The 12,551-nt window shown below is 60.9% G+C and carries 11 protein-coding genes; 4 read left to right on the top strand and 7 right to left on the bottom strand.

What is annotated here, in order from left to right:
* Window positions 1–61 precede the first annotated feature (61 nt).
* Complete coding sequence (locus tag HAT86_RS09065) at window positions 62–808, bottom strand: methyltransferase domain-containing protein (RefSeq protein ID WP_167196238.1); 747 nt, start codon at window positions 806–808, stop codon at window positions 62–64.
* A 63-nt stretch (window positions 809–871) separates the two neighbouring features.
* Between HAT86_RS09065 and gloB the strand changes: the two genes are divergently transcribed.
* The 3 genes from gloB to HAT86_RS09050 all read left to right on the top strand — a co-directional run bounded on the left by gloB (window position 872) and on the right by HAT86_RS09050 (window position 5,101).
* Window positions 872–1,639, top strand: coding sequence for a hydroxyacylglutathione hydrolase (gene gloB / locus HAT86_RS09060; protein ID WP_196780564.1), 768 nt, complete (start codon window positions 872–874; stop codon window positions 1,637–1,639).
* Window positions 1,640–1,790: 151 nt separating this feature from the next.
* A complete protein-coding gene (gene clpA / locus HAT86_RS09055; RefSeq protein WP_167196147.1) occupies window positions 1,791–4,124 on the top strand; it encodes an ATP-dependent Clp protease ATP-binding subunit ClpA in 2,334 nt (777 codons plus the stop codon).
* On the top strand, window positions 4,124–5,101 hold the full coding sequence (locus HAT86_RS09050) for a M23 family metallopeptidase (protein ID WP_167196142.1): 978 nt from the start codon (window positions 4,124–4,126) through the stop codon (window positions 5,099–5,101). Before clpA ends, HAT86_RS09050 begins: the two co-directional genes overlap by 1 nt.
* Here the strand turns inward: HAT86_RS09050 and HAT86_RS09045 are convergent.
* The 3 genes from HAT86_RS09045 to HAT86_RS09035 form a co-directional block, all read right to left on the bottom strand.
* Window positions 5,088–6,896, bottom strand: coding sequence for a peptidoglycan -binding protein (locus HAT86_RS09045; protein WP_167196139.1), 1,809 nt, complete (start codon window positions 6,894–6,896; stop codon window positions 5,088–5,090). The two genes, HAT86_RS09050 and HAT86_RS09045, sit on opposite strands and share 14 nt — an antisense overlap.
* A 2-nt stretch (window positions 6,897–6,898) precedes the next feature.
* Window positions 6,899–8,119 carry a biopolymer transporter ExbB gene (locus HAT86_RS09040; RefSeq protein ID WP_167196137.1) on the bottom strand — a complete coding sequence of 407 codons (1,221 nt, stop codon included), beginning with the start codon at window positions 8,117–8,119 and terminating at the stop codon, window positions 6,899–6,901.
* Between the two features lie 68 nt (window positions 8,120–8,187).
* Entirely contained in the window at window positions 8,188–8,718 is a 531-nt protein-coding gene (locus tag HAT86_RS09035) for a gamma-glutamylcyclotransferase (RefSeq protein ID WP_167196134.1), read from the bottom strand.
* Between the two features lie 64 nt (window positions 8,719–8,782).
* Between HAT86_RS09035 and HAT86_RS09030 the strand changes: the two genes are divergently transcribed.
* Window positions 8,783–9,799 (top strand): DUF2125 domain-containing protein, encoded by a 1,017-nt coding sequence (locus HAT86_RS09030; protein WP_231125863.1) that lies wholly within the window; start codon window positions 8,783–8,785, stop codon window positions 9,797–9,799.
* 78 nt (window positions 9,800–9,877) lie between these two features.
* On the opposite strand, the gene HAT86_RS09025 is transcribed toward HAT86_RS09030, so the two are convergent.
* Genes HAT86_RS09025 through hisC form a run of 3 tightly spaced genes read right to left on the bottom strand, consistent with a single transcriptional unit; the run spans window position 9,878 to window position 12,499 of the window.
* On the bottom strand, window positions 9,878–10,495 hold the full coding sequence (locus tag HAT86_RS09025; RefSeq protein WP_167196128.1) for an extensin-like domain-containing protein: 618 nt from the start codon (window positions 10,493–10,495) through the stop codon (window positions 9,878–9,880).
* 4 nt (window positions 10,496–10,499) lie between these two features.
* A complete protein-coding gene (locus HAT86_RS09020; RefSeq protein WP_167196125.1) occupies window positions 10,500–11,417 on the bottom strand; it encodes a prephenate/arogenate dehydrogenase family protein in 918 nt (305 codons plus the stop codon).
* The gene (gene hisC, locus HAT86_RS09015; RefSeq protein ID WP_167196123.1) at window positions 11,417–12,499 is read right to left on the bottom strand and encodes a histidinol-phosphate transaminase; all 1,083 of its coding nucleotides are present in this window, start codon (window positions 12,497–12,499) and stop codon (window positions 11,417–11,419) included. The genes HAT86_RS09020 and hisC overlap by 1 nt, the downstream gene beginning before the upstream one ends.
* Between the last annotated feature and the right edge of the window lie 52 nt (window positions 12,500–12,551).

Genomic DNA, 12,551 nt, shown 5'->3' with positions numbered 1-12,551 from the left:
CAGTGCGTGACTGAGTGCTTTGTGCAAATTGCGGATCATTTCCGCAAGCTTTGCGCAAACCTCACACCGGTTTGGCCTCGGGCTTGCCCGCGGGTTTAAGAACTTGCAACGGTCGGCGCACCGTCTCGCGCAGGCCCGGCCCCGAAGGGGCTTGCACGCGTTTGGTGGCCTCCACAAGCAGCACACCGCCCGCCACGACCATGGAAAACCGTCCCCCCAAGCTTTCCCACATGCCCGCCGTTCGACGCCAAAAGCGGAGCTGCGACGGCGGTTGATAGAGGGTGGTCGCATGACCAATTGGCAAAAAGCTATGCAATCTTAACTGGCTTTCCAGTTGGCTTTGCGAATAGGGGCGACCATATCCGAACGGCGTTTTGTCCGACCGTGACCACAGCCCGGCCCGGTTGGGCACCATGAACAGCGCCGAGCCCCCCGGCCCAAGGACGCGCCAGCACTCCTCAAGCAGCGCACCGGGGTTTTCGCTGGTTTCCAGCCCATGCATCACCAACAGCTTGTCCACCCGCCCCGTATCCAGCGGCCAACAGGTTTCTTCGCACAGCACCGATACATTCGGCATCCCCTGCGGCCACCCGATAACCCCTTGCGGTCCGGGCATTAATCCGATCACGCGCCGCGCATCGGCCAGATACGGCCGCAAGAACGGCACCGCGAATCCATAGCCGACCACGGTCTGGCCCTGTGCCTCGGGCCAGAAACGCAACACTTCTTCGCGGACGGCCTTCTGCGCCGCACGGCCCAAACGGCTGCGATAATAGAAATTCCTCAGGTCTTGAACGTCCAGATGCATTGCAGCCAAGCCCATGATCGGTCACTCTTGATGCTACCATTAACTGGCGAACGGGAAAACACCATGACCCTTGAGATCGAAATCATCCCCTGCCTGTCGGATAACTACGCCTATCTGGCGCATGATCCCGACACCGGCATGACGGCTGCTGTTGACGTGCCCGAAGCGGCACCGATCCTTGCCAAGCTTGAGGAAAACGATTGGGAACTTAGCCATGTGCTGATTACGCATCATCATGCCGACCACGTGGATGGCCTGCCCGAACTTTTGGAAAACAGTTTCGCCAAAGTGATCGGCGCGGCCGCTGACGCGCACCGTTTGCCGCCGCTGGATATTGCCGTCGAGGATGGCGACACCATCATCATCGGCAATGCCACCGGCGAGGTGATGGATGTATCAGGACATACCGTCGGCCATATCGCCTTTTATTTTCCCGAAAGTGCCGCCGTGTTCACGGCAGACAGCCTGATGGCGCTTGGATGCGGGCGGGTTTTTGAAGGGACGATGGATCAAATGTGGACCAGCCTGTCAAAACTGGCCGCCCTGCCCCCTGAAACTGTGGTATATTCGGGCCACGAATATACTCAAGCGAACGCAAAATTCGCGCTGACCATTGATCCTGACAACGCGGCGCTTACATCTCGTGCAGCCGCGGTTGATGCTGCACGAACAAAGGGGCATCCAACCGTTCCCTCTAAACTGTCCGAAGAATTGGCCACCAATCCGTTTTTGCGCGCCGCCGACCCGGCGGTGCAGGCCAACTTGGACATGACCGGCCAAGACCCTGCGGACGTGTTCGCAGAAATCCGCCGCCGTAAAGATAACTTCTAACGCCGATATGCCAAGAATCTCGCCCCTGAGACGGAAAGTGACAAGATTTGACCAAAAAAAACTTGAAGCCACGGCCATATCGACCAAACTTTAATACTAAGAGGCCACGGTCGGAGTAACCACTTCGACCCAGATCAGAAGGAGCACCGACGTGCCTTCATTCTCAAACACGCTGGAACAGGCAATTCACTCGGCACTGGCCTTGGCCAATGCCCGCCAACATGAATTCGCGACGCTGGAACACCTTCTTTTGGCGTTGATTGACGAACCCGACGCCACGCGCGTGCTGAAAGCATGCAGCGTGGACACCGAAGATTTACGCGGCACATTGGTTGAATTCATTGATGAAGACCTAGCAAACCTGGTGACCGACATCGAAGGGTCCGAAGCTGTGCCAACCGCTGCGTTCCAGCGGGTCATTCAACGCGCGGCGATCCATGTGCAATCATCGGGCCGGACCGAAGTGACCGGGGCCAATGTGCTGGTCGCGATCTTCGCCGAGCGCGAGTCGAATGCAGCCTTTTTCCTGCAAGAACAAGACATGACGCGCTATGATGCGGTAAATTTCATCGCCCATGGCGTCGCCAAGGATCCCGCCTTTGGCGAAGCGCGCCCCGTATCTGGCGCCGATGAAGGCGACAATGACGGTGCGCACAAGCAGTCCGAATCCGACGCTGTCGAAGCCGGGGAATCCGCATTGGCCAAATACTGCGTGGACCTGAACGAAAAGGCCCGCAAGGGTGACATTGACCCGTTGATCGGCCGCGACACAGAGGTTGAGCGCTGCATTCAGGTGCTGTGCCGTCGGCGTAAGAACAACCCGCTGTTGGTCGGCGATCCGGGTGTTGGCAAAACCGCCATCGCCGAAGGTCTTGCACACAAAGTCGTCAAAGGCGAAACACCCAAAGTCTTGGCCAACACGACGATCTATTCGCTGGATATGGGCGCGCTGCTGGCCGGAACACGCTATCGCGGCGATTTCGAAGAGCGCCTCAAGGCGGTGGTGACCGAACTGGAGGATCACCCCGACGCCGTGCTGTTCATCGACGAAATTCACACGGTGATCGGTGCCGGGGCCACATCAGGTGGGGCGATGGACGCCTCAAACCTGCTGAAACCTGCATTGCAGGGTGGCAAGCTGCGCTGCATGGGGTCGACCACCTACAAAGAATTCCGCCAGCACTTCGAAAAAGATCGCGCCCTATCTCGCCGGTTCCAGAAAATAGACGTGGTTGAACCCACAACCGATGACGCGATCAAGATCCTCAAGGGCCTCAAGCCCTATTTCGAAGAGCATCACAGCGTGAAATACACCAACGATGCGATCAAAACCGCTGTTGATCTGTCGGCACGCTACATCAATGATCGCAAATTGCCCGACAAGGCCATCGACGTGATCGACGAGGCGGGCGCAGCCCAGCATCTTGTCGCCGCCTCCAAACGGCGCAAGTCCATCGGCACGAAAGAGATCGAAGCCGTCGTCGCCAAGATTGCGCGCATTCCGCCCAAGAATGTCTCTAAGGACGATGCCGAGGTGCTCAAGGATCTTGAGAAAACCCTCAAACGCGTGGTGTTCGGGCAGGACAAGGCGATCGAGGCACTGTCGAGCGCGATCAAACTGTCGCGTGCCGGCCTGCGTGAGCCTGACAAACCCATCGGCAACTACCTGTTCGCCGGCCCCACAGGCGTCGGCAAGACCGAGGTGGCCAAGCAATTGTCCGACAGTCTGGGTGTTGAACTGCTGCGCTTTGACATGTCCGAATACATGGAGAAACACGCGGTTTCACGCCTGATCGGTGCGCCTCCGGGCTATGTGGGTTTTGATCAGGGTGGCCTGTTGACAGATGGTGTCGACCAGCACCCACATTGCGTGTTGCTGCTGGATGAGATCGAAAAGGCGCACCCGGATGTCTACAACATCCTGTTGCAGGTGATGGACCATGGTTCGCTGACCGATCACAACGGGCGCACGGTGGATTTCCGCAACGTGGTCTTGATCATGACCTCGAACGCGGGCGCGACAGAGCAGGCACAATCTGCCGTTGGCTTTGGCCGCGACCGCCGCGAGGGCGAGGATACCGCAGCAATCGAACGCACCTTTACGCCGGAATTCCGCAACCGTCTGGATGCTGTGATTTCCTTCGGCCCGCTGCCGAAAGCGGTGATTTTGCAAGTCGTCGAGAAATTCGTGTTGCAGCTTGAGGCGCAATTGATGGATCGCAACGTGACCATCGAATTGACCAAAGCCGCGGCCGAGTGGCTGGCCGACAAGGGCTATGACGACAAGATGGGGGCACGGCCTTTGGCGCGCGTCATCCAAGAGCACATCAAAAAGCCGCTGGCCGAAGAATTGCTGTTTGGCAAACTGGCCAAAGGTGGTGTTGTCAAGGTTGGTATCAAGGACGGGCAGATTGATCTGCAGCTTGATGGGCCAGATCGCCCGCGCCTGTCCGGAAAAAAGCCGCCGCTTCTGACGGCTGAATAATGCCCCGGCCATGGTTGGCGCTTTGTGGGTTTCTTGTTTCGGTCGCCGCACCTGTGGCGGCCGAAATGCCCGTCTTGGGCCTGCCAATTGACTGCACCCTTGGGACATCTTGCTACGTCGAGGATTATGTCGATACCGATCCGGGCAGCGGGCAGCGCGATTATGCCTGCGGCCTGAAAAGCCGCGACAATCATCGCGGAACCGACATTGTCCTGTTGTCATTCGACGCCATGGAGGCCGGTGTTAACGTGCTGGCAGCGGCGCCCGGTCGAGTTGCCGCAACGCGCGATGGCGTGCAGGACGTGGCGATTACCCCCAAAAACCGCGCCGATATCGAAGGGCGCGAATGCGGTAACGCGGTGCGCATCGACCATGGAAGCGGCTGGCAGACACTATATTGCCACCTAAAACAAAACAGCATACGCGTCAAACAAGGTGATCGCGTGCAAGCCGGCGATGTCTTGGGGTTGGTTGGCCTTAGCGGGCTGACAAACGTGCCGCATGTGCATCTGGGGGTTTTGAAAGACGGGGAAATCGTCGATCCCTTCAACCCTGAAAACCGCGATACCTGTGGCACCGCCACCGGCAACGGCATGTGGAAAGAGGCACCGGGCTATGACCGCGCGGGCCTGTTCACCGCCGGGTTTGCAACCGCGGTTCCGGACTTTGACGCCGTGAAATCAGGCGCGGCGCGGGTGCGCGACACGGCACCGGATCAACCCTTGGTTCTGTACGGACATGCGTTTTACGCCAAGCCGGGCGATGCCCTGAGCCTCAGCGCCACCGGCCCCGAGGGCGAGATTTTCCGCCATGACGTCATCTTGGAAAACCCGCAAGCGCAGTTGTTCCGCGCGTTTGGCCGGCGCGCACCACAGGACGGATGGCCCGAAGGGGCCTATCGCGGCTACGTGCACCTGACGCGCGAGGGCCGCGTGATCGCGGTCCGCCACGCTGATATCACCATCACTTCCCGGTAAATTTCAATTCGATCCGCCGATTTTGCGCGCGCGCTTCGGCGGTGTCCGCGGGATTGACCGGCTGGTATTCGCCAAATCCATTGGCCGAAAGCTGCGCGGGGGGCAGACCAAGCGTGTTGACCATGTAGCGCACCACCGACAAGGCCCGCGCCTGACTAAGCTCCCAATTATCCGCAAAGGCCGCACCGGGCCGCACCGGCACATCATCGGTATGGCCATCCACCTGCAACACCCAGTCGATGCCCGATGGAATTTCATCAATGACATCCCTCAGAATTCCGGCGACGTTTGCAATTTCGCGCTGTCCTGCGGCGGACAGGTCGGCCTCGCCGGGGGCGAAAAGAACTTCGGACGAGAATACAAATCGGTCGCCTTCGATCCGGATCCCTTCGCGGGTGCCCAGAACATCGCGCAATCGCCCGAAAAATTCGGACCGATAGCGTTCCAGATCCTCATTTTGGGCTTCCAGCAGGCGCGCGCGGGCCTCTTCAGCCTCGCGGCGGCGGCGTTCTTCGGCGGCGACACGCGCCAGCGCGGTGTTCAGTTCATTGCCCAATGATTGTAGCTGAATATCCGCCGCCGCCTCGCGCGCCTTGGCATCATCCAGCAGCCCCTGAAGCTGTGACAACTGATCCCGCAGCGCCGCGACCTGACGGTTCAACAGGGCTTGTTGTTTTTGCGCCTCGCTGGCGATGTCTTGTTGCTCCGAAAGCTTCTCGCGCGCTTGCGCCAGCAGGGCAGCGCGCTGTTCGGCTTCGGTCAGTTGATCTTCGGCGCGGGTTTCGGCCACGGCCTTGGCCGCCAAAGCCGCCGCCAGACGAGCCCGCAGATCACCGATATCGTCCATCTCGGCCAGTTGCGACTGCACTTCGGCCAACTGTTCCCCTTGCGTAGACAGCTCTTGCTCGGCCTCTTCCCGCACAGCCAAGGCGGCGGCCAGACGCGCATCCAGATCGTCCTGCGCGGCCTCGGAGGCGGCCAGTAAGGTCAGGGTTTCTTCGGCGCGCTTGCGTTGTTCTTCAAGCGCCAAGGTCATCGCGGTCAATTCTGCATCCGCGTCTTGCAGCCTTTCGCGCAGGGCTTCGGCGGCGGCCGCCTCGGCCAAGCGGGCCTGTTCTTCTTCGCTTAGTTCGGTTTCCAGCGTATCAACCTGCTGCGCCAAGGCGGCCTGCGCCGCCTCGCTGTCCTCGGCCTCGGCACGCAAATCGGCCACCAGCGCGTCAAGAGCCTCGCGCCGGGCCGCGGCCAAGCGCGCGGCCTCTTCCTGTTCGTCGATTTCACCGCGCAGATCCGACAGGGCCAATTGCATCGCCTCTTGTTCGGATATCAGCGTGTCGCGCTCGTCTTCCAACGCGGACACTTGGCCCAAGGCCTCGTCGCGTTCGGCCAGCAAGCCCGCCACTTGTTCTTCGAAACTGGCAATCCGGGATTGCGCCACGTCCAGTTCGGCAGCCTGAGCGCGGGTCTGGCTGCGCAGGGTGTCAATCAGCGCCGCCTGTTCGTCTTGGCGGGCGCGGGCATCCCCCAATGTGGCAGTCAACTCGCCGACCCGATCGCTGAGAGTGGCATTGCGGTCACGCTCAAGCCCAAGGGCTTGGGCCAGCGCATCCACCTCGGCCGACAATTCATCCAGTTGGCTGGCCTGCCCGGTGATGGTCTCGCGCAACGCGAACTGCACCACCATGAAAATGGTCAGCACAAACATCAGCACCAGCAACAGGCCCGTCATCGCATCCACGAACCCCGGCCAGATCGAGGCCTGAAACCGCGCCCCTGTCCGCCGCGACAGTGCCATGGCTAGCCCCCCTGCCTATCGTCAGGGTCAAACTGGATCGGCGGCGGCTCCCGACGCGCGCTGCGCGTCTGGTGCAACACACGGGTCAGCGCAGCCAAATCAGTGCGCAATTCGGTCATGGTTTCCTGACGGCCCGCGCTGATTTCTTCAAGAATGCGCAGCATCTGCACGTCAATTGACCGCAGGCGCATGCGGCTTTCGGCGTCCAGCCCGGTGTCTGCCCGTGGCGTGCCCCGCTCTTGCATGATGTCGATCAGACGTTCCTGCCCCTCGGCCACACGGGTCAGCGCGGTGTTGATGGGATTGGTATCACTCATCCGGTGGGTCAGCCGTTCAATGGAATCCGCAAGGCTCCCAAGTTTTTCATCCACCATGGCCCGGCTGACATCGGATTGGGTCATCACGGTTTGCAGGCTGTCCATCTGCTCGGCCATGTGTTCCAGCACATGCGCCACGGCCCCGGCTTCGCCGCCACCATCGCTATCGCCCGATGCAAAGCCCACCCGCGTGATCGTGGACATCCACTCTTCCAACTCGCGGTAAAACCGGTTTTGCCCATGGCTGGCGAACAGTTCCAGCAAGCCCACCACCAGCGATCCGGCCAAGCCCAACAGCGACGAGGCAAAGGCCACCCCCATACCGCCAAGCTGCGCCTCAAGCCCGGTCATCAGCCGGTTGAACACCTCAACCCCGCCTTCGCCCTCTTGCGGGGCAAGGCTTCGGATGGTGTCGACCACCGCCGGAACCGTGGTGGCAAGGCCATAGAACGTCCCCAAAAGGCCAAGGAAAATCAGCATGTTGACGATATAGCGCGTGATTTCGCGTGCCTCGTCGATACGCTGCGCGACGGAATCAAGGATTGAGCGCGCCGAAGTCGAGGCGATTTGCATCCGCTTGCCGCGCTGGCGCAACAATGTGGCCAAAGGCGCCAACAAAAGCGGCGCCTTGGTCAATTCATGGCCCGGATGCTGCGCGGCAAAGCCTTCGATCCAGCGAACCGACCCGATCAGTTGAAAGACCTGCCAGAAACAGGCGACCACGCCGATCGCGAACACGAAGACGATAAACCCGTTCAGCCATGGGTTGGCCTCGAAAATCGGCATGACTCGTGGCAGCGCCAGAAAGGCGCCGGCCATGGTCAATCCCAACGCCGCCAGCATCAGAACGATCTGGCGAACAGGGCGTGAAAACTGCGGCTCGACCTCGCGGTCCGGCTGGTCCATCTGGACGGCTCCCGGCACTGGTTTTTGTTGACGTAACCCTACGCGTCCCGGCCTTTCAAGCCAAGGGCTTATGCAGCAATCGCATGCACCCTTTGCGCCAACCACGCCAGATCGCGGTCAGAGATTCCCAACTGATCCAAATGATCGGCGGTGTTGAACAGATATTCGGTGTTGGGGCCGCGCCCGCCAATGGCGCGCGCGATGATTTGCGCCTGTTCCTCAAGGTCCAGACCGCCGCAATATTGCACGTGATCGGGGTCGATCACATAGGTCACCGCCTCAACCTCGCGGCCATCGGACAGATGAACCGTCAAGCGCTTTTCCAGATAGGCCGACGAGACCAATTCACGGTCGCGCAGATAGGTCAAAACCTGATCCTGTTCGTGATCGGCCACCGACAGGGCCACCCCGTGACAGCGCGCTTGGTCAGCGGCATCCAACGCCAAAACAAGGCCGGGCACCTGAGGCGTGCCGCGATGGTGGATCGAGCGCATACAAAAAGACCGGTGATATCCCGGCAACGTGGCGATCACCCGATCCTGCACGTCAAAGCCCGGATTCCACACCAAAGATCCATAGCCAAAGACCCACATCGTCATTTTACTGTTCCTTGCGCTTTTGAGGTCTTAAACACCATCACGCAACGGCATGAAAGGGCGCGCAATGCTGAGATTTCTGATCACCGTCATCACGATTGCAGCAGCGGCATGGGCGGGGTACTGGTTTATCGGTCAATCCGGCGTTCAGACCGGGTTTAGCACATGGTTTGAACAGCGCCGCGCCGAAGGCTGGGTGGCCGATTACAGCGACCTAAGAGTTCAGGGATTTCCCAATCGGTTCGATACCGTGGTCACCGGCCTGACACTGGCCGACCCGGACACCGGGCTGGCATGGGACGCGCCACGTTTCCAGATCAACGCGCTAAGCTATCGGCCCAATCATGTGATCGCCGTCTGGCCCGACACGCAGCGCCTGTCGACCCCGCTGGAGAAATTCAGCATCGACAGTCAAGACATGCGCGCCAGCTTGATGCTGGAAGGCAGTACCGCCCTGACGGTGCAGCGCGCGACCTTGACCGCACAAGAACTGGTGATCCAACCTGAGGCCGAGGCCGAGGCCGGGTCGACTTCAATGCAGGCGCTGCGACTGGCCGCCGATCACGTGCCGTTGAAAAACCTTGAAACCTACCGGCTGGGGCTGGCCGCAGATGGGTTGGCCCCGGCCCTGTCATGGCGTGAAAGCGTTGACCCGACCGGACGCCTGCCCGAAACCTTCGACGCGCTGAGCGTGGATATGACCGTGGAATTCGACAAACCGTGGGATCGCACCGCGATTGAGGACGCCCGCCCGCAACCGCGCCAGATCGACATCCGGCTGGCCGAAGCCCGTTGGGGCCAGTTGGAGCTGCAAATGGCGGGCGCGATGAGTGTGAACAGCAGCGGGCAGCCCACCGGCGAGATCATGATCAAGGCCCGCAACTGGCGCGATATTCTGGACTTGGCGGTCAATGCCGGGGCCATGCCAAAGGGCATGGCGGATACGGTTGGGGATGGGCTTGGCCTGATCGCACAAATGGCGGGCAATCCTAAAACGCTGGATATCCCGCTTGGGCTGCGTAACGGGCGGGTGTTTTTGGGGCCTGTGCCGATTGGCCCCGCCCCAAGCCTGCGCTTACGGTAAGGCCGGGATTGAGGGGGCGCTGCCCCCTCGGCCTGCGGCCTCACCCCCGGAGTATTTCACGAACAATGAAAGGCCAGTTTAGCGGCAATAGGGCCCATAGCCGTGGTCGGCCGTATCGAAGTGGAAATGGTCCTTGTGGTGGCGATCAGAGTTCGGACCCAGCACCGTGCCAAACGGCCCACAAGCCGCGCTGTGCAACTGGCGCAGGATTCGGCCTTTTTTGCCTTGGCCCCAATCGTTCAGCACGGAAATTTCCGACCCGTCAGCCAGTGTGATGGCGGAAATGTCGATCGCCTTGCCTTTTGCGTGCTCAGACAGGCGCGCGCCGGGGCGATGGTTGCGGGTGCGGCAGGCGTAATGTGCGGGCACCTGAAGCGCCGTCGCGCCGCCACCAAAAGAACCGACCGTCGGGGTCATGTCGCGATCAACCCACGTTTTCAGGGTGCGGGCCGTGTTGCATTCCATCACCGACGGCTGGCTGAGCGCGATCCCGCCGATCTGGCGCACACGCACGGCCGCCGTAACGCCACAGCCGCCGGGACCGGGCAGCGCGCCCACGACCTCGCCCTTGATGGACGGATCGCCGCAGACCGATCCCCGGCTGGACACCACAGGTTGGTCCCTGTCATTTTTGCCTGCGCCGGGAATCATGGAACATCCCATTAAAAGCAATGGAATAAGCAAAACCTTACGCATATCGTTACCCTTTTTTGACCCGCCCGAAATCCGGGGCATCGGTATCTTGACCAGCCTCGATAATGCCGCGCCGAATGGCGCGGGTGCGGGTAAAATACTCGAACAGATGGTCCCCGTCACCGGTGCGAATGGCGCGTTGCAGCGCAAACAGTTCTTCGGTGAAGCGGCCAAGGATTTCCAGCGTCGCCTCTTTGTTGTTCAAAAACACGTCGCGCCACATCGTGGGGTCACTGGCGGCGATGCGGGTAAAATCCCGAAACCCCGCAGCAGAATACTTGATCACCTCGCTATCGGTCACGCGGCGCAGATCGTCGGCCACACCGACCATTGTGTAGGCGATCAAATGCGGGGCGTGACTGGTGACAGCCAACACCAGATCGTGATGCTCGGCGTCCATTTCATCGGTTTGCGCGCCCATGCCCTGCCACAGCGCCTCGATCCGCGCCACGGCGTCGCGATTGCTGCCCTCGACCGGGACAATAAGACACCAGCGATTGTCAAAGAGTTCGGCAAACCCCGATTGCGGGCCGGAATGTTCGGTCCCGGCCAAGGGGTGAGCGGGCACGAAATGCACATTGTCGGGCAAATGCGGCGCGACGGCCTCGATCACGGCCTTTTTGACAGAGCCGACATCGCTGACCGTGGCGCCGGGTTTCAGCGCCGGGCCAATCTCGGCAGCCACAGGGCCCATGGCGCCGACCGGCACGCACAGAACCACAAGGTCGGCCCCTGTGACCGCCTCTGCGGCGGTCTCGCACACCCGGTCACACAGGCCGATCTGGCGGGCCGTGGCGCGCGTTTGCGCAGATCGGGCATAACCGGTAACCTCGCCCGCCAGCCCTGCGCGCTTGATCGCCCAGAACATGGAGGACGCAATCAGCCCAAGCCCGACCAGTGCGACGCGGTCATATACCTGCGCCATCACTCATCCCCCATGAACTGCCCCACGGCATGGGCCACGCGGCGGCAGCTTGGCTCGTCGCCCACGGTGATGCGCAGGCAATTGGGCAGCTTGTAGCCATGCACGCGGCGCACGATCAGGCCTTCAGATTTGAGGTAGGTATCGCAGGCCTCGGCCTCTTGTTGCGAGCCAAAGCGCGCCAGAATGAAATTGGCCATCGACGTATCTGATGGCACGCCATGGCCTGCCAAGGCTTCGGCCAGCCATGCGCGCAGGCGGGTGTTGTCGTTGCGGCATTTTTCGGCCCAAGCAGTATCGCGCACCGCCGCTTCGGCGGTGACCAGTGCGGGCTGACCAAGGTTGAACGGGCCACGAATGCGATTGAGCACGTCGATCACATGCTGCGGGCCATAGCCCCAGCCAACGCGCAGACCGCCCAGACCATAGAGCTTGGAGAAGGTGCGTGTCATCACCACGTTTTCACGGCTGTCCACCAGACGCGCGCCGCCATCGTAGCCTTCGACATATTCCGCATAAGCGCCATCAATCACCAGCAACACATGGTCGGGCAGCCCATCGGCCAGTCGCGTCAATTCCCCTTCACCGATCATGGTGCCGGTGGGGTTGTTGGGGTTGGCGATAAACACCAACCGGGTGGCATCTGTGCAGGCCGCCAGAATAGCATCCACGTCGGTGACGCGTTCACGCTCGGGCACCTCGACGGGGGTGGCGCCATTGGCCAAAGCCCCGATCCGATACATGGCAAAGCCGTGCTCGGTATGAATCACCTCGTCGCCCGGCCCGGCATAGGCCTGACACAGAAAGGCAATGATCTCGTCACTGCCGGCGCCACAAATCACCCGCGCCGGATCAACATTGTGCACGTCACCAATGGCCTCGCGCAGGGCGCGGTGATCGGTGGACGGGTAGCGATGCAGGTCAAAGCCGGTCTTGCGAAAGGCCTCCTTGGCTGCTTCGCTTGGCCCGAACGGGTTTTCGTTCGAGCTGAGCTTGACCACGTTGGACATCCCTTCGATATGTGCCGCGCCGCCCTGATACAGGTCGATCTCCAGAATGCCGGGTCGTGGCTTGATCTTGGTCATGACGCATACTCCTTGGTCGACGTTCTAGCTTTGCCCCTTGGTCTTGACCAGT

The sequence above is a fragment of the Roseovarius gahaiensis genome, from assembly GCF_011601345.1.
Classification (GTDB): Bacteria; Pseudomonadota; Alphaproteobacteria; order Rhodobacterales; family Rhodobacteraceae; genus Roseovarius; species Roseovarius gahaiensis.
The sequence above is the reverse complement of the archived record's forward strand: the minus strand, read 5'-3'. Positions and strand labels throughout refer to the sequence as shown.